The organism is Streptomyces sp. DSM 106670 (assembly GCF_055792845.1).
The window spans coordinates 3685734-3706337 of sequence record NZ_CM147704.1 but is presented as its reverse complement, the minus strand read 5'-3'; the positions used below and the strand labels follow the sequence as shown (position 1 = coordinate 3706337).

Genomic DNA, 20604 nt, shown 5'->3' with positions numbered 1-20604 from the left:
AAGGTAGGCGGCCCCCACGGAGGGCATCAATTACCTCCGAGGTAATCGGCCCGCCGCACCCGGCGACCCGCACCCACCCGGACCGTAGGCGGCCCGGGCAACGCGAAGGCCCCTCACCTGCCCGAACAACGCAGGTGAGGGGCCCGATCGCGTTCTCTACTTCTTCTTGCCCTGGTTCTTCACAGCCTCGATGGCCGCCTTCGCCGCGTCCGGGTCGAGGTACGTGCCGCCCGGCTTCAGCGGCTTGAAGTCGGCGTCCAGCTCGTACGAGAGCGGGATGCCGGTCGGGATGTTGAGGCCCGAGATGTCCTCGTCCGAGATGCCGTCCAGGTGCTTCACCAGGCCGCGGAGGCTGTTGCCGTGGGCGGCGACCAGGACCGTGCGGCCCGTGAGGAGGTCCGGGACGATGCTGTCGAACCAGTACGGGAGCATGCGGACGACGACGTCCTTCAGGCACTCCGTGTCCGGGCGCAGCTCCGGGGGGAGGGTCGCGTAGCGCGGGTCGTCGAACTGGCTGTACTCGTCGTCGCGGGCCAGCGGCGGCGGCGGGGTGTCGTACGAGCGGCGCCACAGCATGAACTGCTCCTCGCCGAACTCGGCGAGCGTCTGCGCCTTGTCCTTGCCCTGGAGCGCGCCGTAGTGGCGCTCGTTCAGGCGCCAGGAGCGGCGGACCGGGATCCAGAGGCGCTCCGCGGACTCCAGGGCCAGCTGCGCGGTGCGGATCGCGCGGCGCTGGAGGGAGGTGTGCAGGACGTCGGGGAGCAGACCGGCGTCCTTGAGCAGCTCACCGCCGCGGACTGCTTCCTTCTCGCCCTTTTCGGTGAGGTTGACGTCCACCCAGCCGGTGAACAGGTTCTTCGCGTTCCATTCGCTCTCGCCGTGGCGGAGGAGGATCAGCTTGTACGGTGCGTCGGCCATGAGTCCGAGCGTAATCGAACCCGTGCGGCCTCCGCGCGCCCGCCCGGAACGCGGACAGGGGCGGGTCGGACGGGTCCGCCGGCCGGTGGATCGACGGCGGGCGGATTGACGGCGGGCGTCAATCCGGTGGCGGTCGGGGAGCCGGGCTTCGTAATGTCTCCATCGTCGTCGGGGGTATTACCCGAGGCCTAGTTCCGTACGTCCCGTGGGGGGAACCCTTATGTCCGTCGCAGGTCTGCGAACAGCTGCCCGCGAGACCGTCTCGGGGATGCCCCGCGAGTTCTGGTGGCTGTGGACCAGCACCCTGGTCAACCGTCTCGGCGCGTTCGTCGCCACCTTCATGGCCCTGTATCTGACCCTGGACCGGGGCTACTCCGCCTCGTACGCCGGGCTCGTCGCCGCCCTCCACGGGCTCGGCGGGGTCATCTCCTCGCTCGGCGCGGGCGTGATGACCGACCGGCTCGGGCGGCGGCCCACCATGCTGATCGCCCAGACGTCCACCGCCGTGTCGGTGGCGGTGCTCGGCTTCATGCAGCACCCGTTCGCCATCGCCGCCGTGGCGTTCCTCGTCGGCATGGCGAGCAACGCCTCACGCCCCGCCGTGCAGGCGATGATGGCGGACATCGTGCCCCCGAAGGACCGGATCCGGGCCTTCTCGCTCAACTACTGGGCCATCAACCTCGGCTTCGCGATCTCCGCCACCGCCGCCGGGTTCATCGCCGAGTACAGCTACCTCGCCGGCTTCCTCGGCGAGGCCCTGATGACCCTCGTCTGCGCCGTCCTCGTCTTCCTGAAGGTGCCGGAGTCACGGCCCGCGGAAGCACGCGCGAAGACCGCCGACGGCAAGCGGCCCGAGGACGAGGTCCGGCTGACCACGGTCCTGCGCGACGGGCGCTTCATGGGCGTCGTGGGACTGTCGTTCCTGGTGGCGCTGATCTTCCAGCAGGGGTACGTGGCGCTGCCGGTGGCGATGGGCACGGACGGTCTGTCCAGCTCCGACTTCGGCACCGCCATCGCCGTCAACGGCGTGCTGATCGTGGTCCTCCAGATCCCCGTCACCCGCTTCATCCAGCACCGCGACCCGCGCCGGCTGCTGATCCTCTCCTCGCTGCTCGCCGGGTACGGCTACGGGCTCACCGCCTTCGCCGGGTCGGTCGGCGCGTACGCCCTGACGGTGTGCGTCTGGACGCTGGCCGAGATCGTGAACGCGCCCACCCAGACGGGCCTGGTCGTACAGCTGTCGCCCGCCCGGGGCCGGGGCCGCTACCAGGGCATGTACACCATGTCCTGGTCGGTGGCCGCGCTCGTCGCGCCGCTGATGTCCGGCTTCGTGATCGACCACTACGGCGCGTCCTGGCTCTGGGCCCTCTGCGCCGTGATCGGCACCGTCGCCGGCCTCGGCTACTGGCTGCTGATGCGCAACCTGCCGCGCGAGGAACAGGTCGCGGTGGAAGCCCTGCCGGAGCCCGCGCCCCGGCCGGCCGAGGCGGTGGAGCGGGCCTGCTGAGCGGTACGCGTACGGCGGCTGCCCGCCCGGGTCCGGAACCCGTACGCGTACGGCTGCCCGCCCGGGCTTCGGAACCCGTACGCGGACGGCGCCCGCCCGGAGGGTGATCCGGGCGGGCGCCGTCCGTTTCGTACGCGTACCGCGCGGCGCGGCTCAGCCGGAGCAGCCGCCGCACTGGCACGGGGCGCCGGACTGGCAGCCGCACCCGCAGCCCGAGCCGCAGCCGCAGGCGCCGAGCACGCCTCGGTGCACCACTTCGGTCGGGGTCTCCTGCTGGGGGTCGGTCATGGGGGAATCGGCCATGGTCCCTCCTCGGGGGCGTACGGCTGGGGCGGCCGTCGGCATGGTGCACCGCCCCCGCCCCATTGCATGCCCAGCCCGGCAGGCGCATCAACGGCGCACACGCGCAGGAACATATGTGCGACTCGCGTGCGCCGGTGGAGCACCGGTACGACGACGCGCAGCCCCGCCGCCGTACCGGAGCGGCCGCCGCACCCCCCGCCGTACCGGAGCGGCCGCTACGCGCCCTCGACCGGGGCCGCCGCCTGGATCTCGTCCGCGTGCTCGCCCGTCACCAGGTAGACCACGCGCTTGGCGACCGACACCGCGTGGTCGGCGAAGCGCTCGTAGTAGCGGCCCAGCAGCGTCACGTCGACGGCCGTCTCGATGCCGTGCTTCCAGCGGTCGTCCATCAGGTGCTGGAACAGGGTGCGGTGCAGCAGGTCCATCTCGTCGTCGTCCTGCTCCAGCTGGAGCGCCAGATCGACGTCCTTGGTGATGATGACCTCGGCCGCCTTGGCCATCAGGCGCTGGGCGAGCTGGCCCATCTCCAGGATGGTGGCGTGCAGGTCGTGCGGGACCGCCGACTGCGGGAAGCGCAGCCGGGCCAGCTTCGCCACGTGCTGGGCGAGGTCGCCCGAGCGCTCCAGGTCGGCGCTCATCCGCAGCGAGGTCACCACGATGCGCAGGTCGGTCGCCACCGGCTGCTGGCGGGCCAGGAGCGCGATGGCGCGGGCCTCCAGGTCGTGCTGGAGGTCGTCGACCTTCTGGTCGCCGGCGATCACGTTCTCCGCCAGCGTCAGGTCGGCGTCGAGCATGGACGTGGTCGCCCGCCCGATCGCCGAGCCGACCAGCCGGGCCATCTCGACCAGGCCTTCTCCGATCGAATCGAGTTCCTCGTGGTAAGCGTCGCGCATGGAAGTCCCTCTCCAGTTCCAAACTGAGGCCGGGGTCTCGGACCGACCCCCACGGTTACACGGTGGGGGCACAACGCGTCCGGATCCGCCCCCCTAAGTGAACCGGCTCCTACCCCTCGGTGAACTCTGGGCGACGAGTGTTCGAGATGGCACTCGGACGGCTGGGAGGGAGTCGTCGCACCCGCATAACCTTGAAGCATGGACGTGAACGCGGCGGTCGCCGCAGCTGCCGCGATTGCCGGTCTCCTGACCGGTGTGATCGCCATGCTGGCGTTCCGCTGGAGCGAGCGCGACCTGAAACGGCCCACGCGTACGTCACTGCGGCCGGACAGCAACGCGGCTCTTCCCCCCGGAGTGGACACCGTCCTCTCCGTGCTCAGCTCCTCCGCCGTCGTCCTCGACGAGAGCGACGGCGTGGTCAAGGCCAGCTCGGCGGCGTACGCCCTGGGCCTGGTCAGAGGCGGCCGGCTGGCCGTCGAGCCCATGCTCAACATGGCGCGGGACACCCGGCGGGACGGGGAGATACGACAGGTCGAGCTGGATCTGCCCCGGCGCGGCACGGGCCGGGGCGACACCCTCGCCGTCTCCGCCCGGGTCGCCCCGCTGGGCTCGCGGCTGGTACTGCTGCTCGTGGAGGACCTCACCGAGGCCCGCCGGATAGAAGCGGTACGGCGCGACTTCGTCGCCAACGTCAGCCATGAGCTCAAGACGCCGACCGGAGCGCTCTCGCTGCTCTCCGAGGCGGTGATGGACGCCTCCGACGACCCGGAGGCGGTGGAGCGGTTCGCCGGGCGGATGCAGATCGAGGCGACCCGGCTGACCAACCTCGTCCAGGAGCTCATCGACCTCTCCCGGGTGCAGAACGACGACCCGCTGGAGGACGCCGAGCCGGTCAAGGTGGAGACGCTGGTCGCCGAGGCGATCGACCGCTGCCGCCAGCAGGCCGGCTCCAAGCAGATCACCATGGCCTCCGCGGGAGCCGAGGGCCTCACGGTCTGGGGCAACCGCGGCCAGCTCGTCGGCGCGCTCGGCAACCTCGTCGAGAACGCCGTCAACTACAGCCCCGCCCACACCCGGGTCGGCATCGCCGCACGCCGGATGGCGTCGCCCGGCGGGGACCTCATCGAGATAGCCGTCACCGACCAGGGGATCGGCATCTCCGAGAAGGACCGCGAACGGGTCTTCGAGCGGTTCTACCGCGTCGATCCGGCCCGCTCCCGGGCCACCGGTGGCACCGGTCTCGGCCTCGCCATCGTCAAACACGTGGCCGCCTCGCACGGCGGGGAGGTCACCGTCTGGAGCTCCGAGGGACAGGGCTCCACCTTCACCCTCCGGCTGCCCGAATCGGGCGTCACGAGGGAGCGCACCACCGGCGGACCGCTTATCGTCAACGGCGACGACGAGGGGCCGTACGAGACCGACACCTTTGACCCCTTCCCTGCCCCGGAGGCTCTTCCGTGACCCGAGTGCTTGTCGTCGAGGATGAGGAATCCTTCAGCGACGCCCTGTCCTACATGCTGCGCAAGGAAGGTTTCGAGGTCGCCATCGCGGCGACCGGCCCCGACGGGCTGGACGAGTTCGAGCGCAACGGCGCCGACCTGGTCCTGCTCGACCTGATGCTGCCCGGCCTGCCCGGCACCGAGGTGTGCCGCCAGCTCCGCAGTCGCTCCAACGTGCCGGTGATCATGGTCACCGCCAAGGACAGCGAGATCGACAAGGTCGTCGGGCTGGAAATAGGAGCCGACGACTACGTCACCAAGCCCTTCTCCTCCCGTGAGCTCGTCGCCCGCATCCGGGCCGTCCTGCGCCGCCGCGGCGAGCCGGAGGAGGTCACCCCGGCGGCCCTGGAGGCGGGCCCGGTCCGGATGGACGTGGACCGGCACGTGGTCACCGTCTCCGGCGGCAAGGTCGACCTCCCGCTCAAGGAGTTCGACCTGCTGGAGATGCTCCTGCGCAACGCGGGCCGGGTGCTCACCCGGATGCAGCTCATCGACCGGGTCTGGGGCGCGGACTACGTCGGCGACACCAAGACCCTCGACGTCCACGTGAAGCGTCTGCGCGCCAAGATCGAGCCCGACCCGGGCGCGCCGCGCTACCTCGTCACCGTGCGCGGCCTGGGCTACAAGTTCGAGCCGTAAACCGCGGGGCCCGTACACGCCGAAGGGGCGCTTCCCGGCCGGGAAGCGCCCCTTCGGCGTGCGTGCTGCGTGCGGCTGCCGCGCGGTCTGCGGTCCGCAGTCCGCGTTACGGGGCGGAGCCGCCGTGTCAGTTGGCCGCGGGCACGTCGCCCGTGCCCTGCGCGGCCGCCTCGCCCTGTGTGCCCGTGCCGCCCTGCGCGCCCTCGGTGGCCGCGCCGTCCGCCGGCGTACCGCCCGTCGCGCCCTCGGTCGCGGCGGGGGTCTCGCCGTTGCCGGTCGCCTCGCCCGAGGGCGTCGGGCTCGGCTTCGGCGCGGGGGCCTCCGCCTTCGGGCTGGGGCCGAAGTCCTTGAAGAAGCCCTCGGCCGGGAAGACGCTGGCGCCGAGGCCGACGTCGCCGGTCCGGCTGAGCTTGAAGACGACCTGCTGGACGTCGCCGTTGCGCGCGGCCTCGCCGCTGTTCTCGATCACGGCGGCGGCGTTGCCCTTGCCGCCGATGATGACCTGGCCGCCGGCCGGGACCACGATGGGGCCCTTGCCCTTGGCGGCCTGGAGCTTCACCTCGACGTTGCTGCCGGGCAGCGTGATCGCCTCCAGCACCTCGCGCTCGGTGCCGTCGTTGAACAGCGTCGCCGCGACGACGGCGGGGCCGTCGGCGCCACCGTCGGGCTGCGTGATCACGTTCACGTTCTGGACCTTGATGCTGCCGACCGAGGTGGCCGGGTTGTCCGGCCTGATCTTGAGCGTCTCGGCGTTGTTCCCCGCCGCGCAGGCGGACAGGGAGACGATCGAGAACACGGTGGCGGTGGCGGCGAGGGCGCCGTGTCGAAGGCTGCGGCTCACGGCGGCGGCAACTCCTTGAACGATCGGACTGCGGGCTTCGGACGTCGGGCGTCGGGCGGTGGGGTAAAGCCGCCCTAAGGGTGTGTCAGCGGCCTTAGGCTACCGAGCCGCCCCGCCCGCCCCGCACCCGACCCGCCTCTAGGAGGCGTCTCGTCGGCCGGGGGTGGGTCCGATCGGCGATCAAGGGCGGGGCCGGGCCACCGCAGTGGTGTTCTACCGGCCGGTAGGTCATGTGCCGTTCACATAATCCGCGTGATCAATTCTTCCGGCCGTGTCGTCGCTTCTTCTCCATTCCCCGCTTCGGGGCGGAAAGGTGCCGCGCGACATGTGGCTTGATCAATTTCATTGCGGCCCGGCAGTTACGCCCGTACAGGTGAGCGGTCACCGAACGGAGTACGGAATGATCGCCATCTCCAAACCGACAAAACGGGACTTTCGGCCTCTTCTGTAGGGCTTCCGGGGTGTGTGACGTGGGTGTTTCGCCCCGGCCGCACAGTGGCTCCGACCTGCGAATACCGTCTTCCGGATACCTTCCGCAGCACGTTCGTGTTGCTGTTGTCAAGCCCCGAGATATGCCCTGACCTGCGAAAACGCCATTCAGGAGATGCAGTTCTCGTGTTACTCTGGATAGCCACGGAAGGGGTACCTGTCACATGACGTTCAAGGTTGGCGACACCGTGGTCTATCCCCATCACGGGGCCGCGCTGATCGAGGCTATCGAAACTCGCCAGATCAAAGGCGTGGACAAGACCTACTTGGTGCTCAAGGTCGCCCAGGGCGACTTGACGGTTCGTGTGCCGGCGGACAATGCGGAGTTCGTGGGTGTGCGCGACGTAGTCGGGCAGGACGGGCTGGACCGGGTCTTCGAGGTGCTGCGCGCACCGTATGCCGAAGAGCCGACGAACTGGTCCCGGCGTTACAAGGCAAATCTCGAAAAGCTCGCCTCCGGCGATGTCATCAAGGTCGCCGAAGTAGTGCGTGACCTGTGGCGTCGGGAGCGCGAGCGCGGTCTCTCCGCCGGAGAGAAGCGCATGCTCGCCAAGGCCCGCCAGATCCTGGTGAGCGAGCTCGCTCTCGCGGAGAACACGAACGAGGACAAGGCCGAGGCTCTGCTCGACGAGGTCCTCGCGTCCTGACACCGGATCACACCGGTCGTATGAATGTGCCGCGGTGCCCGCTGACCAGCCGTTTTCACGCTGTGTCGTCGGGCGCTGCGGCATGTTCGGACCCACATCCGGTGTATCCGGTGCCCGACTGCCGGTGATCCCCCGTGCCCGCGGCGCGATCCGCGTATGCGGAGACCGTCGGTGCGTGACGGCCCCCGGTGGTGCGTGAGCGCCCGATGCGACCTGTCCTCGCCCGGGTGTCACGGAAGGGGCCCGGTGCGAGTCAGGGCGTCACGCCCGGCTCGCTGGGCCCCTACCCATGTCGGTCGTGGAAACAAACCTGCCGATCCTTCGGACCTTCGGAGTGCAACCGATGCCATCGACGACACCCCCGGCCGACCCGCCGCGTCCTCCTCGTACCGCCGCGGTGATTCCCGCCGCCGGGCGGGGTGTGCGGCTCGGACCCGGCGCGCCCAAGGCCCTCCGGACGCTCGGTGGGACGCCCATGCTGATTCACGCCATTCGCGCCATGGCCGCGTCCCGTGCCGTCTCCCTCGTCGTGGTCGTCGCCCCGCCGGACGGCGCGCCGGAGGTGAAGCACCTCCTGGACGAGCACGCGCTGCCCGAGCGCACCGACTATCTGGTGGTGCCGGGCGGTGAGACCCGCCAGGAGTCCGTGAGCCTGGGCCTCGACGCGCTGCCCGAGGACGTCTCCGTCGTCCTGGTCCACGACGCCGCCCGCCCGCTGGTGCCGGTCGACACGGTCGACGCGGTGGCCGCCGCCGTACGGGACGGAGCGCCCGCCGTCGTTCCCGCGCTGCCCCTCGCGGACACGGTCAAGGAGGTCGAGCCCGCCGGGACGCCGGGGGAGCCGGAGCCGGTGATCGCCACTCCCGTACGGGCCAGGCTGCGCGCGGTGCAGACGCCGCAGGGCTTCGACCGGGACACGCTGGTGCGGGCGCACGCCGAGGTCGCGGTCGACGGCGAGGGCGCCACGGACGACGCGGGCATGGTGGAACGCCTCGGGCAGCCGGTGGTCGTCGTCCCCGGCCACGAGGAGGCGTTCAAGGTGACCCGGCCGCTCGACCTGGTGCTGGCCGAAGCGGTACTCGCCCGCAGGAGGGCCAACGATGGTTTCTGACACCTCTGCGACGGGGCCCGCCCCCGTCATCCCGCTCGTCGGCATCGGCACCGACATCCACGCCTTCGAAGAGGGCCGCGAGCTGTGGTGCGCGGGCCTGAAGTGGGAGGGCGAGGGCCCCGGGCTGGCCGGCCACTCGGACGCCGACGTCGTCGCGCACGCCGCCTGCAACGCGCTCTTCTCCGCCGCCGGCCTCGGCGACCTCGGGCAGCACTTCGGCACCGGCCGCCCCGAGTGGTCCGGGGCCGCGGGCATCACGCTGCTCACCGAGGCCGCCCGGATCGTCCGCGCCGGCGGCTTCGAGATCGGGAACGTCGCCGTCCAGGTCGTCGGCCTCCGCCCGAAGATCGGCAAGCGCCGCGAGGAGGCCCAGAAGGTGCTGTCCGCCGCCGTGGCCGCCCCGGTCTCGCTCTCCGCCGCCACCTCCGACGGGCTCGGCTTCACCGGCCGCGGCGAGGGCATCGCCGGTATCGCGACCGCCCTGGTCTACCGGACCGGCTGACCCGCGGGAGCCTCCCGGGCCGCCTGCTGCACATCACTTGCACGTACGCTGAAGACGCAAGCGATGTGTCCCATGAGGCGGGAGTGGTACCGGTGACCAGCGCGACCACGGTGATGACGGGGGCGGCGACCGGCCGGGCCGTGGCCGACAGCGGTCACGAGGACGCCGGATACGTCCTGCGCACCGCCACCGCCGACGACCTCGGCGGGGCGCGGGCCGTGATGCTCGACACCGTCTACCGCGACCTGAGATCCGGCTACGTACCCCGCTGGCACGCCGACATCATCGACCCCGAGGCCGCCTACCTCCGCCCGGAGCGCTGCACCCTGCTCGTCGTCGAGCACCGCGGCGAGATCGTCGCCACCGGGGCCGTGCGCGACCGGGGGCCGCAGGCGCCGCCCAATCCGCAGTGGGTCGCCGACCGCTTCCCCTCCGGCTCCACCGCGCAGCTCTGCCGGATCTATGTGCGCCCCGAGCACCGCAGGCACGGGCTGGCCCGGCGACTGGTGCGCGAGCTGGGGGAGTTCGCGGTGCGGGCGGGCGGTTACACGGCCCTGTACCTGCACACCGACCCCGCCGTGCCGGGCGCCGAGCCCTTCTGGCGTTCGCTGGCCCGTGAGGTGTGCGACGAGCGGACGCTGCCCGGGGGCGGGCAGGGGATCGTCCACTTCGAGCTGCCGATGCCGGTCCTGGGTCCAACAGGCAACCCCGCCCATTAGATGACAATCGTTTTCATATAAGGTCGCTCCCATGCTCACGCCCCGCCGCCTCCGCCGCGCCGCGCTGCCGCTCGCCGCGACCGCGCTCCTCGCCACCGCCGTCACCGCCTGCACCTCCTCCGGAGGGTCGGGCGGCTCCGGCGGCGACCAGCGGCTGAAGGTGGCCCTGGCCTTCCCGCCCGCCCAGGCCATGTCCCCGTACGGCGACGACGCCGTCACCCTGAGCCGGCTCGCCGTCGTCGAGGGGCTCACCCGGCTCGACCGCGACGGGGAGGCCAAGCCCGCGCTCGCCACCTCCTGGAAGCGCGACGGCGACCGTGCCTGGCTGTTCACGGTCCGGCCGGACACCGTCTTCCAGGACGGCACGAAGCTCGACGCCGCCGCCGTGGTCCGCTCGCTGGCCGCCGCGCAGCAGGCCTCCCCGAAGCCCCGGGTGCTCTCCGACACCACGCTCACGCCCACCGCCGAGGGCGCGGACACCGTACGGATCACGACGAAGGACGCCGACCCGCTGCTGCCCCAGCGGCTCGCCAACCCGTCGCTGAGCGTCCTGTCCGCCGCCGCGTACGGAAAGAGCGGCGCCAAGGTCGACCCCGCCGGGCACGCCACCGGCCCCTTCACCCTCGCCAAGGTCAACGGCGCGGTCAGCGCCACCCTGGAGCGCAACGACGCCTACTGGGGCGCCAGGGCGAAGGCCCCCGGCATCGACGTGAAGTTCGTCGCCGACGGCACCGCCCGCGCCAACGCGCTGCGGACCAAGGACGTGGACGTCGCCGAGTACGTACCGATCTCGCAGGCCTCGCTGCTCGGCGACGGCCTGGTCCACGAGTTCCCCTCCGCCCGCACCAACGGCCTCTCCCTCAACACCGAGCGCGGGGTCTTCGCCGACCCGGCGATGCGCGCCGCCGCCCGCGCGGCCATCGACCCGAAGGCCCTGGTCGACGGCGTCTACGAAGGGCGCGCCGACACCGCCCAGGGGCTGCTCGGCCCCGGCGTTCCGTGGGCCGCCGACCTGCGCACCGCCCCCACCGGCCGGGCGGAGGCCGCCACCCCGGCCGAGGTGCGGAAGACGCCGGAGATCGTGCTCGCCACCTACACCAACCGGCCCGAACTGCCCGAGGTCGCCACCGTCGTCCAGCAGCAGCTGGAGAAGAGCGGCTTCACCGTCAAGCAGGTCGTCCGCGACTACGCGCAGATGGAGGCCGACGCGCTGGCCGGGAAGTACGACGCGTTCATCCAGGCCCGCAACACCCTCCTGGACACCGCCGACCCGGTCTCCTACCTCGCCTCCGACTTCACCTGCGACGGCAGCTTCAACATCACCCAGCTCTGCGCGAAGCCCGTCGACACCGCCGTGGACCAGGCCGCCGCCCTCGCCGACACCGACGCCCGCCACCGGGCCGAGATGACCGCCGAGGCCGCGATCCTCGGCTCCGACGCCCTCGTCCCGCTCGTCCACGAACGCTTCGTCCAGGGCTACGACGAAGCCCGCGTCCAGGGCGTCGCCCTCGACCCGATGGAACGCACCCTCATCACCGCCGACACCCGCATCGGGTGACCGCGTGAAGTACCTCGCCGGACGGCTCGGCACGCTCCTCGCCGTCGTCGCGGTGATCGGGCTGCTGCCCTGGCTGACCCGGACCGACCCGGCCCGCACGATCCTGCACGCCCGCTACGCCGACCGGGCCCCGACGCCCGAGACCCTCGCCGCGATCCGCGCCGAGACCGGGCTCGACGGCGGCCCGCTCCACGTACTCGGCGACTGGCTCGGCGGACTGTTCCGGGGCGACCTGGGGGAGTCCTGGGTCTCCGGGCAGCCCGTCGGACCCGATGTGACCGCCGCGCTCGGCAACTCCCTCACCCTGATGGGCGTCTCGCTCGCCGTCGCCGTGCTCCTCGCCCTCGCGCTGAGCACGGCCACCCTCCGGCGCGGGGCCGCGCGCCGGATCGTCCGGGTACGCGCCGGAGCGGGCGCCGCGGTGCTCGCCGCGCTGCCGGAGTTCCTGCTCGCCGCCGTCCTGGCCACCGTGTTCGCCGTACACCTCGGGTGGTTCCCGGCGCTCGGCTGGGGCGCCCCCGACCAGCTCGTCCTGCCCGCACTCGCCATGGGCGTACCGGCGGGGGCGCTGCTCGGCCGGCTGCTGGACGACGCCCTGCCCGGCGCGTTCGCCGAACCCTGGGCGAAGGCCGCCGCCGCGAGCGGCATGCCGGGCCGGATCGTCGCCCGGCACGCCCTGCGCCGTACGCTGCCGGGCCTGCTGCCCCAGCTCGGCCTGGTCGCGGTCGGGCTGACCGGCGGGGCGGTCGCCGTCGAGACGCTGTACGCGATCCCCGGCCTCGGCGGTACGGCACTGGCCGCCGCCCTCGCCCAGGACCTGCCCGTCCTCCAGGCGGCCGTCCTCGTCCTGCTGCTCCTCGGGGTCGCCGCGGGCCTGCTCTCCCGCCTAGCCGTCCGCGTCCTCCTCGGCCCCGCGCTCACCGACCGCGCGCTGCCCGCCCTCGTCGCGCCCCGGCTGCCCGGCCGCCGCGCGGTCACCGTCGCCGCCCTCGTCCTCGGCGCCCTCCTCATCGCCGTGACCGTCGCGGGCCTCCTGCGCGACCCGCTCCACGTCGACACCGCCGCCCGCCTCGCCGGCCCCTCCGCCGCGCACCCCTTCGGCACCGACAACCTCGGCCGTGACGTCCTCGCCCGCCTCGGCCACGGCGCGGCCCGCACCGCGCTCGCCGCCGTGGCGGTCGGAGCCGTCACCCTCGTGCTCGGGCTGCTCCTCGGGGCGTTGCGCGCCGGGGCGCTCACCGAGACCGCGAACGCGCTCCCCGCCGTCCTCGCCGGACTCGTCGTCGCGGGCATCGCCGGACCGGGCCCCTGGGGCGCGGCCGCCGCCGTGGCCGCCGTCGCCTGGGCCCCGCTCGCCGCGCACACCGCCGCGCTGTACGCCCAGGAGAAGGCGGCCCCGCACCTCGCCGCCGCCGTCGCGCTCGGCGCGGACCGGGCCCATCTGCTGCGCCGCCACGTCCTGCCCGGCGTCCTGCCGCCGGTCGCCCGCCACGCCCTCCTCCGCATCCCGGCCGTCGCGCTCGCCCTGGCCTCCCTCGGCTTCCTCGGCCTCGGCACGCAGGCGCCCGCGCCGGAGTGGGGCCGGATGCTGTCGGAGAACATGCCGTACGCGGAACGCGCCCCGTGGGCCGTCCTCGCCCCCGCCGCCGCGCTCGCCGTCCTCGGCGCCCTGGCCGTCCTCACCTCGGCAGCTGTGCGCGGGCGCACCCCGGCGGGCCTGAAGTGAACCGGCCCGCGCCGGGGTCCGCGCCCGCGCCTGGGTCCGCGCCCGCGCCGGAGCCGACGCCCGGATCCCCGCCCGCACTCGCCGACCCGCCCGCCGAACGCCGCCGCTTCCGGCCCCGCCTCGCGAGCGCGCCCACCCCCTACCTCCGGCTCCTCACCGCCACCCAGTTCGCCTTCAACATCGGCTTCTACGCCGTCCTGCCCTATCTGGCCACCCACCTCGGCAGCGGCCTCGGCATGGCGGGCTGGCTCGTCGGACTCGTCCTCGGGCTGCGCACCTTCAGCCAGCAGGGCCTGTTCGTCGTCGGCGGCGCGCTCACCGACCGGTACGGCCCGCGCCCCGTCGTGCTGACGGGCTGCGCCCTGCGGATCGCCGGGTTCGGCTGGCTCGCCGTCGCCGGATCCACGGCCACCGTCGTCGGGGCCGTCCTCCTCATCGGCTTCGCCGCCGCCCTGTTCTCCCCGGCCGTCGAGTCCGAGGCCGCCCGCGAGGCCGTCCGGCACGAACGCGACACCGGCGCCCCGCGCGCCCACGTCCTCGCCCTGTTCTCCGCCGCCGGGCAGGCCGGAGCGTTCCTCGGGCCGCTGCTCGGCTCGCTGCTCCTGCTCCTGGGCGGCGGCTTCCGGGCCGCCTGCCTCGCCGGAGCCCTCGTCTTCGTCGCCGTACTGACCGGGCACGCCCGCCTGATGCCGCACACCACCCCCGTACGGGAGCGGGAGCGGGTGCAGGAACCGGCACCGGCACCGGCACCGCACGTCGTCACCCGTACGGCTCAACCGGCGCGGTCGTCCCGGCGCGCGGTCTTCGCCAACCGCCCCTTCCTGCTGCTCTGCCTCGCGTACTCCACCTACCTCGTCGCCTACAACCAGCTCTATCTCTCGCTGCCCGTCGAGGTGGAGCGCGCCACCGGTTCCCAGGCCGCGCTCGGCTGGCTCTTCGCGCTGTCCTCGCTGCTGGTCGTCGTCGCCCAGATGCCGCTGACCCGCTGCTCCGCCCGCCGGATCGCCCCGCGCACCGCGCTCGTCACCGGCCTCGCGGTCGTGGCCGCCGGCTTCGCCGCCGTACCGCTGACGCCTGCGGGCCCCGGCGGTCTGCTGCCCGGCGCCGCGCTCGTCGTCCTGCTCACCCTGGGCCAGATGCTGCTGGTCCCCGCCGCCCGGGGCCTGGTGCCCGACCTGGTCGAGGACCGGCACCTGGGGCTGGCCACCGGGGCGCTGTCCTCCGTCTCCGGGGTCGCCGTCCTCGCCGGCAGCGCCGCGACCGGCGCCCTGCTGGAGGCGCCCGCGCCGGTGCGGTGGGCGGCGCTCGCGGCGGTCCCGCTCGCCGGGGCGCTCCTGGCATTCACCCTTCCGGCGGGACACGGCGGGAAGGAACAGGGAACGCGCGCGGTTACGGGGTAGAAGCGATGGACCCATTGCCCGCAGGCACTCAGGAGGACGTACGCCATGACCGCCGCTCTCTCCACCGAGCTCAAGAACCTGCTCGACACCCCCGTGTTCGTCAACATCGCCACCATCCAGCCCGACGGCAGCCCCCAGGTCTCCCCGGTCTGGGTCAAACGCGACGGTGACGACGTCCTGATCTCCACCACCGTCGGCCGCCGCAAGGAGAAGAACCTCCGCCGCGACCCCCGCGTGACCGTGGTCGTGCAGCCCTTCGACGCCCCGTACAGCTACGCCGAGATCCGCGGCGAGGCGACGCTGACGACGGACGGCGGGCAGGAACTGATCGACGAGCTCTCGGTGAAGTACACCGGCAAGCCGTACGCCGAGTTCAACCCGAACTCCGGCGCCGACGACCCCCGCGTGGTCGTCCGCATCTCCGCGCGCAAGATCGTCGGCAGCATCTGAGGGCCGGTCCGGACCCGGAGGGCGCCGCGCGGCCGAAACGCACGCCGGAAAACGCTCTCCGGGGCGCTTCGGACCATCCCGGTATCAGAAAGTTGTCCCCGCGATCCCCAAGGGTCGCGGGGCACTGGTGCGGGCCTACTACCCTTGAGGCGTGACTATTCGCCTGCACGACACCAGCGCCCGGCAGATCCGTGACTTCGTCCCGCTCACAGCGGGCTGTGTCTCGATCTACCTCTGTGGCGCTACCGTCCAGGCAGCACCGCATATCGGCCACATCCGCTCGGGCCTGAACTTCGACATCATGCGCCGCTGGTTCACCTACCGCGGCTACGACGTCACGTTCATCCGGAACGTCACCGACATCGACGACAAGATCATCGCGAAGTCCGCCGAACAGGGCCGCCCCTGGTGGTCGATCGGCTACGAGAACGAGCGCGCGTTCAACGACGGCTACGACGTGCTCGGCTGCCTGCCGCCCACCTACGAGCCCCGCGCCACCGGCCACATCCCCGAGATGATCGAGATGATGGCCGGCCTGATCGAGCGCGGTCACGCCTACGAGGCCGACGGCAACGTCTACTTCGACGTGCGCTCGCTCCCCAGCTATCTGGAGCTCTCCAACCAGGAGCTGGACGATCTGCGCCAGCCCTCCGGCGAGGGCGAGACCGGCAAGCGCGACCAGCGCGACTTCGCCATGTGGAAAGCCGCGAAACCGGGCGAGCCCAGCTGGGAGACGCCGTGGGGCCGCGGCCGGCCCGGCTGGCACCTGGAGTGCTCCGCGATGGCCCACAAGTACCTGGGCTCCGCCTTCGACATCCACGGCGGCGGCATCGACCTGATCTTCCCGCACCACGAGAACGAGATCGCCCAGGCCAAGGCGTACGGCGACGAGTTCGCCACGTACTGGGTGCACAACGGCTGGGTCACCATGTCCGGCGAGAAGATGTCGAAGTCGCTGGGCAACTCCGTCCTCGTCAGCGAGATGGTCAAGCACTGGCGCCCGATCGTCCTGCGCTACTACCTCGGCACCCCGCACTACCGGTCGATGATCGAGTACAGCGAGGAGGCCCTGCGCGAGGCCGAGTCCGCGTTCGCCCGGATCGAGGGCTTCGTCCAGCGCGTCACCGAGAAGGTCGGGGAGGTCGTCGCCCCCGCCGCCGAGGTGCCGCCCGCCTTCGCCGAGGCGATGGACGAGGACCTCGGCGTACCGCAGGCGCTGGCGATCATCCACACCACCGTCCGCCAGGGCAACAGCGCGCTCGCCGCCGACGACAAGGAAGCGGCCGCGGCCCGCCTCGCCGAGGTCCGGGCCATGCTCGGCGTCCTCGGCCTGGACCCGCTCGACCCGCACTGGGCGGGCGAGGGCGACCGGGGCGAGGATCTGCACGGCGTCGTCGACACCCTCGTCCGCCTCGTCCTCGACCAGCGGCAGTCGGCCCGTACGCGCAAGGACTGGGCCGCCGCCGACGCCATCCGCGATCAGCTCAACCAGTCCGGCCTCGTCATCGAGGACAGCCCCACCGGCCCCCGGTGGACGCTGGGACCGCGCTGAGCACCCGCTCCGAGCAGTGAGATGGTGCCGCCCGGCGAGCCGGGCGGCACACTTTCCTTATACGTACGTACGTCTGAAAGCAACGAAACAGGTAGATCATGGCCGGGAACAGCCAGCGCAGGAACCGCCGCACGTCCAACAAGAAGGGCGCGCAGGTCGGCAGCGGTGGCAAGCGACGCCGTGGCCTGGAGGGCAAGGGCCCGACCCCGCCCGCGTCCGCCCGTAAGGGACACAAGAAGAACCGGGTCGCCAACGCCCAGGCCAAGCAGGCCGCGGCGCGCCGCCCCGCGCCCCGGCGCGGCGGTGTGAAGGGCACCTCGGAGATGGTCGTCGGCCGCAACCCGGTCTACGAGGCCCTGCGCGACGGCGTCCCCGCCGTGACGCTGTACGTCCAGCAGTACATCGACAACGACGAGCGCGTCCGCGACGTGCTCAAGCTCGCCGGCGACCGCGGCACCATCAACCTGATGGAGGCCCCGCGCCCCGAGCTGGACCGGATGACGAACGGCCTGAACCACCAGGGCCTCGTCCTCCAGGTCCCGCCGTACGAGTACGCGCACCCGGACGACCTGCTCGCCGCCGCCGACGACAACCACGAGGACCCGCTGATCGTCGCCCTCGACGGGGTGACCGACCCGCGCAACCTCGGCGCGATCGTCCGCTCGGTCTCCGCGTTCGGCGGCCACGGCGTCGTCGTCCCCGAGCGCCGCGCGGCCGGCATGACCGCCGGAGCGTGGAAGTCCTCGGCCGGCACGGCGGCCCGCACGCCCGTCTCCCGGGTCACCAACCTCACCCGCGCGCTGGAGGGCTACCAGAAGGCGGGCCTCACGGTCGTCGGCCTGGCCGCCGACGGCGAGCACACGGTGGAGGACCTGGAGGAGCTGGCCGGTCCGGTCGTCATCGTCATCGGCAGCGAGGGCAAGGGCCTCGGCCGCCTCGTCGGCGAGACCTGCGACTACCGGGTGCGGATCTCGATGCCGGGCGGCGCGGAGTCGCTCAACGCCGGTGTCGCGGCGGGCATCGTGCTGTACGAGGTGGCGCGCCGCCGGTCCTGAGCCGGGAGGCGTTCGCCCGTCGACGGGCCCGTCCGCCGGGCGAGTTGACGGGCGAACGCCGAACATCCATCCAGGATGCCCGAGTTTGGCCTGATCTTGACGGGTCTCGGACACATCCGGTGCGGTCGAGGCAGTGTCCTAAACACACATCACTCGGTTAGATGAGTGTGGACACCAGAACGCCTCGGTTCGACGAGCAACCCGCCCTGAGCATGACCAAGGTGGACAGCGACCCCGCGCAGGTCATCGTCAACCACGCCAGCTTCCGGGTGCAGCTCGCCCCGGGCCAGCGCACACGGCTGCGCGGTGCCCCCGCGGACACGGCCCGCATCCCCGCCATGAGCGGCGCCGGCGGAGGCCGCAGGCGGGCACCCGTCGTCTGGAGCGGGAAGTCCGCTCCCGGCGACCCCGGCGCGACGGGCCTCCTCCAGGCCGTGCGCAACTCCACCGCAGGACACCTCGACGCCGGACTCGGCGGCCTCGGCGGGGCCTCCGCGGACGGGCACGGGCAGGAAGCGGGCGCGACGCAGGTCATCCCGCTCCTGGAGGAGACACAGCCCAACCCCGTGATGACCGCCCCCCACGGGCCGGGACGCACCGGACCGCTGCTGCCGCCCATGCGGCAGGCCGTCGGCGCGTACGACGACCCGGTCGACGGCCCCGGCCGCCCCGACGGCATCGACGGCATCGACGACGACTACGACGACGCCGAGGACTCCCGCTCCCGACGGGGCACGGGCGACCCCGTCCGGCACGCCTACTACCCCGGCCACCGGATGAACCTGGGCGTCGTGCTGCTCCCCATGCGGGTGCTCCTCGGCTTCATCTCCATCTACGCCGGCATGGGCAAGCTGTGCGACCCCGTCTACTTCGACGGCGGCGAGCGCGGCTCGATGGTCAAGTGGCTGACCTCCCTGCACCCGTGGGCGCTGGCCGAGCCGCTGCGCGACTTCGCGCTCTCCCACCCGGTCGGCGCCGGACTGACTGTCGCCTTCCTCCAGGTCGTCGTCGGCGTGCTCACCGTCCTCGGCCTCTGGCAGCGGGTCGCCGCCGCGTTCGGCGCGCTGCTCTCCGCCGCGCTGCTGGTCACGGTCAGCTGGCGCACCGTCGCCGTCTACGACGCCCCCGACATCATCCTGCTCGCCGCCTGGAGCCCGCTGATCATCGCGGGCGCACCGGTCTACTCCGTGGACGGCCGGCTGGCCGGCGAAGCCTGGCGCAAGCTCGGCCCGCGCTCGGAGATCTGGGACCTGCGCCGCCGGGTCCTGCGCCGGGGCACCGTCGTCGCCACGGTCGTCGTCGGCCTCACCCTGCTCATCGGCTCCATCCTCGGCGGCGCGGTCCGCTCCACCGAGGTCGTCACCGTCCCCGGCCGCAACGACAACCCCACCAACCGCCTCCCCGGCATGCCGCTGCCCCAGGAGTCCACCGGCGAACGCCAGGCCTCCCGTACGCCGGAGCAGGAGCGCCGCCCGGAGCCCAGCAGCTCCGGCACGGCCACCACCCCCGCCACCGGCCAGGTCACCCCGGGCGCGACCCGCGACTCCGGCGGCCAGAGCACCGGTTCGGGCACCCAGCCCAGCGAGACCCAGGGCACCGGCCAGGAACCCCCGCAGCAGTCCACCCCGCAGCAGCCCCCGGCCGCCACCAGCGCCGGACCCACCTCCTCCGGCTCTACCGGCGGCGACGACTCCTCCGGCGGCGGCGGCGAACCGGCCCCCACCGGCGGCTCGACCTCCTCCGGCGGCGAGGGCTCGACCTCGGGCGGCGGCGGCCGGAACCCCATCGGCGGCCTGCTCGGCTGACCGTACGACAGCGGCACCGACGCGGCACCGACAGCAGCACCGGCACCGGCAGCGACACCGACACAGCGACAAGGGCGGCTCCCACCCGGCAAGAAGAACCGGGCGGGAGCCGCCCTTCGCATGGCGTGCGCACGGGAGGCCGCATGCGTGCGTACGGGAAGCCGGGAAGGCGTGTGCGTACGGTGCGGGGAGCTGTCAGGCGCTGTGCGAGCCGAGCTCGCGGGCCGCCTCGGTGAGGTCCTTGGCGGTGTCGATGGCCCGCCAGTACGCCCCGTTCGGCAACGGATACCCGGCGAGCCGACGCTCACGGGCGAGCCGCGGGAAGGTGGTCCGCTCGTGGTCGCCCCGGTCCGGCAGCAGCTTCGTGAACGCGGGCGAGAACACGTACACGCCGGCGTTGATCAGATACGGCGACGGCGGCGACTCGATGAAGTCGGTGATGTGCCCGAACGCGTCCGTCTCCACCGCACCCCACGGGATCCGGGGCCGGGCGAGGGCAAGGGTGGCGGTGGCGTCGCGCTCCGCGTGGAAGGCGGCCATCTCACGCAGGGAGAAGCGCGTCCAGATGTCGCCGTTGGTCGCGTACCAGGGCTGCTCCGGATCGGGCAGCCGCCCGGCCGCGTACTTCAGCCCGCCGCCGCGCCCCAGCGGCTCGGTCTCCACGACGGTGGTGACCCGGAGCGGCAGCACGGCCGCCTCCAGCCACTCCTGGAGCACCTCGGCGAGATGCCCGCAGGAGACCACGGCGTCGGTGACTCCCTCGGCGGCCAGCCAGGACAGCTGATGGCCGATGATCGGAGTCCCGGTTCCGGGGATCTCGACCATCGGCTTGGGGCGGTCGTCGGTGTACGGCCGCAGCCGCGACCCCTGGCCACCGGCAAGGATCACGGCCTGCGTCGGATACGTATGCATGGCAGGCACGATATGCGGTGCCCGCCGGCAGGAGGCGGCGCTGCGCGCGACCGCCTCCCGGGCTCAGCCTCCGGGGCT

Annotated in this window: 19 protein-coding genes; 14 read left to right on the top strand and 5 right to left on the bottom strand. The window is 72.7% G+C overall.

The window, feature by feature from the left end; all coding sequences use genetic code 11:
- Window positions 1-156 precede the first annotated feature (156 nt).
- On the bottom strand, window positions 157-918 hold the full coding sequence (locus ACSMXR_RS16360) for a phosphoglyceromutase (protein ID WP_137234901.1): 762 nt from the start codon (window positions 916-918) through the stop codon (window positions 157-159).
- A gap of 220 nt (window positions 919-1138) precedes the next feature.
- Between ACSMXR_RS16360 and ACSMXR_RS16355 the strand changes: the two genes are divergently transcribed.
- A complete protein-coding gene (locus tag ACSMXR_RS16355) occupies window positions 1139-2425 on the top strand; it encodes an MDR family MFS transporter (RefSeq protein WP_137234902.1) in 1287 nt (428 codons plus the stop codon).
- Window positions 2426-2578: 153 nt separating this feature from the next.
- Here the strand turns inward: ACSMXR_RS16355 and ACSMXR_RS16350 are convergent, their stop codons facing one another.
- Together ACSMXR_RS16350 and phoU are read right to left on the bottom strand one after the other, a co-directional pair.
- Window positions 2579-2728: a hypothetical protein gene (locus ACSMXR_RS16350; RefSeq protein ID WP_170994697.1), complete on the bottom strand. Its 150-nt coding sequence runs from the start codon at window positions 2726-2728 to the stop codon at window positions 2579-2581.
- A 215-nt stretch (window positions 2729-2943) separates the two neighbouring features.
- Window positions 2944-3621, bottom strand: coding sequence for a phosphate signaling complex protein PhoU (phoU, locus tag ACSMXR_RS16345; RefSeq protein ID WP_006125649.1), 678 nt, complete (start codon window positions 3619-3621; stop codon window positions 2944-2946).
- 198 nt (window positions 3622-3819) lie between these two features.
- Here phoU and phoR point away from each other — a divergent pair, with 198 nt between their 5' ends.
- Both phoR and phoP read left to right on the top strand, forming a co-directional pair.
- On the top strand, window positions 3820-5082 hold the full coding sequence (gene phoR, locus ACSMXR_RS16340) for a two-component system sensor histidine kinase PhoR (RefSeq protein WP_030078290.1): 1263 nt from the start codon (window positions 3820-3822) through the stop codon (window positions 5080-5082).
- 5 nt (window positions 5083-5087) lie between these two features.
- Window positions 5088-5759, top strand: coding sequence for a two-component system response regulator PhoP (gene phoP / locus ACSMXR_RS16335; protein ID WP_007446453.1), 672 nt, complete (start codon window positions 5088-5090; stop codon window positions 5757-5759).
- A gap of 127 nt (window positions 5760-5886) precedes the next feature.
- Here the strand turns inward: phoP and ACSMXR_RS16330 are convergent, their stop codons facing one another.
- Window positions 5887-6600, bottom strand: coding sequence for a DUF461 domain-containing protein (locus ACSMXR_RS16330; RefSeq protein WP_376184215.1), 714 nt, complete (start codon window positions 6598-6600; stop codon window positions 5887-5889).
- A gap of 653 nt (window positions 6601-7253) precedes the next feature.
- Here ACSMXR_RS16330 and ACSMXR_RS16325 point away from each other — a divergent pair.
- The 11 genes from ACSMXR_RS16325 (at window position 7254) to ACSMXR_RS16275 (ending at window position 19614) form a co-directional block, all read left to right on the top strand.
- Entirely contained in the window at window positions 7254-7736 is a 483-nt protein-coding gene (locus tag ACSMXR_RS16325) for a CarD family transcriptional regulator (protein ID WP_003953493.1), read from the top strand.
- Window positions 7737-8079: 343 nt separating this feature from the next.
- On the top strand, window positions 8080-8847 hold the full coding sequence (gene ispD / locus ACSMXR_RS16320) for a 2-C-methyl-D-erythritol 4-phosphate cytidylyltransferase (protein WP_137234904.1): 768 nt from the start codon (window positions 8080-8082) through the stop codon (window positions 8845-8847).
- Window positions 8837-9349 carry a 2-C-methyl-D-erythritol 2,4-cyclodiphosphate synthase gene (gene ispF / locus ACSMXR_RS16315; RefSeq protein WP_473172193.1) on the top strand — a complete coding sequence of 171 codons (513 nt, stop codon included), beginning with the start codon at window positions 8837-8839 and terminating at the stop codon, window positions 9347-9349. Before ispD ends, ispF begins: the two co-directional genes overlap by 11 nt.
- Before the next feature lie 113 nt (window positions 9350-9462).
- On the top strand, window positions 9463-10068 hold the full coding sequence (locus ACSMXR_RS16310; RefSeq protein ID WP_364887510.1) for a GNAT family N-acetyltransferase: 606 nt from the start codon (window positions 9463-9465) through the stop codon (window positions 10066-10068).
- A 31-nt stretch (window positions 10069-10099) separates the two neighbouring features.
- Complete coding sequence (locus ACSMXR_RS16305) at window positions 10100-11626, top strand: ABC transporter substrate-binding protein (RefSeq protein WP_381854733.1); 1527 nt, start codon at window positions 10100-10102, stop codon at window positions 11624-11626.
- Window positions 11627-11630: 4 nt separating this feature from the next.
- The gene (locus ACSMXR_RS16300; protein ID WP_381854735.1) at window positions 11631-13352 is read left to right on the top strand and encodes an ABC transporter permease subunit; all 1722 of its coding nucleotides are present in this window, start codon (window positions 11631-11633) and stop codon (window positions 13350-13352) included.
- Complete coding sequence (locus ACSMXR_RS16295; protein ID WP_473172192.1) at window positions 13349-14752, top strand: MFS transporter; 1404 nt, start codon at window positions 13349-13351, stop codon at window positions 14750-14752. The genes ACSMXR_RS16300 and ACSMXR_RS16295 overlap by 4 nt, the downstream gene beginning before the upstream one ends.
- Before the next feature lie 45 nt (window positions 14753-14797).
- Window positions 14798-15202: a PPOX class F420-dependent oxidoreductase gene (locus ACSMXR_RS16290; protein ID WP_137234907.1), complete on the top strand. Its 405-nt coding sequence runs from the start codon at window positions 14798-14800 to the stop codon at window positions 15200-15202.
- A 151-nt stretch (window positions 15203-15353) separates the two neighbouring features.
- Window positions 15354-16754 carry a cysteine--tRNA ligase gene (cysS, locus tag ACSMXR_RS16285; protein ID WP_218525883.1) on the top strand — a complete coding sequence of 467 codons (1401 nt, stop codon included), beginning with the start codon at window positions 15354-15356 and terminating at the stop codon, window positions 16752-16754.
- Between the two features lie 98 nt (window positions 16755-16852).
- Entirely contained in the window at window positions 16853-17809 is a 957-nt protein-coding gene (rlmB, locus tag ACSMXR_RS16280) for a 23S rRNA (guanosine(2251)-2'-O)-methyltransferase RlmB (protein ID WP_030078268.1), read from the top strand.
- Window positions 17810-17970: 161 nt separating this feature from the next.
- Window positions 17971-19614, top strand: a complete 1644-nt coding sequence (locus tag ACSMXR_RS16275; RefSeq protein ID WP_473172191.1) for a DoxX family membrane protein — start codon at window positions 17971-17973, stop codon at window positions 19612-19614.
- A gap of 195 nt (window positions 19615-19809) precedes the next feature.
- On the opposite strand, the gene ACSMXR_RS16270 is transcribed toward ACSMXR_RS16275, so the two are convergent.
- Entirely contained in the window at window positions 19810-20526 is a 717-nt protein-coding gene (locus ACSMXR_RS16270; protein WP_030078264.1) for a nucleotidyltransferase family protein, read from the bottom strand.
- Between the last annotated feature and the right edge of the window lie 78 nt (window positions 20527-20604).

Excerpts from the sequence above, each read along its gene's own strand:
- ispD (WP_137234904.1), top strand. The coding sequence starts at position 8,080 with ATGCCATCGACGACACCCCCGGCCGACCCGCCGCGTCCTCCTCGTACC.
- ispF (WP_473172193.1), top strand. The coding sequence starts at position 8,837 with ATGGTTTCTGACACCTCTGCGACGGGGCCCGCCCCCGTCATCCCGCTC.
- ACSMXR_RS16360 (WP_137234901.1), bottom strand. The coding sequence starts at position 918 with ATGGCCGACGCACCGTACAAGCTGATCCTCCTCCGCCACGGCGAGAGC.
- rlmB (WP_030078268.1), top strand. The coding sequence starts at position 16,853 with ATGGCCGGGAACAGCCAGCGCAGGAACCGCCGCACGTCCAACAAGAAG.
- ACSMXR_RS16275 (WP_473172191.1), top strand. The coding sequence starts at position 17,971 with ATGAGTGTGGACACCAGAACGCCTCGGTTCGACGAGCAACCCGCCCTG.
- ACSMXR_RS16350 (WP_170994697.1), bottom strand. The coding sequence starts at position 2,728 with ATGGCCGATTCCCCCATGACCGACCCCCAGCAGGAGACCCCGACCGAA.
- phoU (WP_006125649.1), bottom strand. The coding sequence starts at position 3,621 with ATGCGCGACGCTTACCACGAGGAACTCGATTCGATCGGAGAAGGCCTG.
- ACSMXR_RS16310 (WP_364887510.1), top strand. The coding sequence starts at position 9,463 with ATGACGGGGGCGGCGACCGGCCGGGCCGTGGCCGACAGCGGTCACGAG.
- ACSMXR_RS16355 (WP_137234902.1), top strand. The coding sequence starts at position 1,139 with ATGTCCGTCGCAGGTCTGCGAACAGCTGCCCGCGAGACCGTCTCGGGG.
- ACSMXR_RS16305 (WP_381854733.1), top strand. The coding sequence starts at position 10,100 with ATGCTCACGCCCCGCCGCCTCCGCCGCGCCGCGCTGCCGCTCGCCGCG.
- ACSMXR_RS16290 (WP_137234907.1), top strand. The coding sequence starts at position 14,798 with ATGACCGCCGCTCTCTCCACCGAGCTCAAGAACCTGCTCGACACCCCC.
- phoR (WP_030078290.1), top strand. The coding sequence starts at position 3,820 with ATGGACGTGAACGCGGCGGTCGCCGCAGCTGCCGCGATTGCCGGTCTC.
- ACSMXR_RS16270 (WP_030078264.1), bottom strand. The coding sequence starts at position 20,526 with ATGCATACGTATCCGACGCAGGCCGTGATCCTTGCCGGTGGCCAGGGG.
- ACSMXR_RS16325 (WP_003953493.1), top strand. The coding sequence starts at position 7,254 with ATGACGTTCAAGGTTGGCGACACCGTGGTCTATCCCCATCACGGGGCC.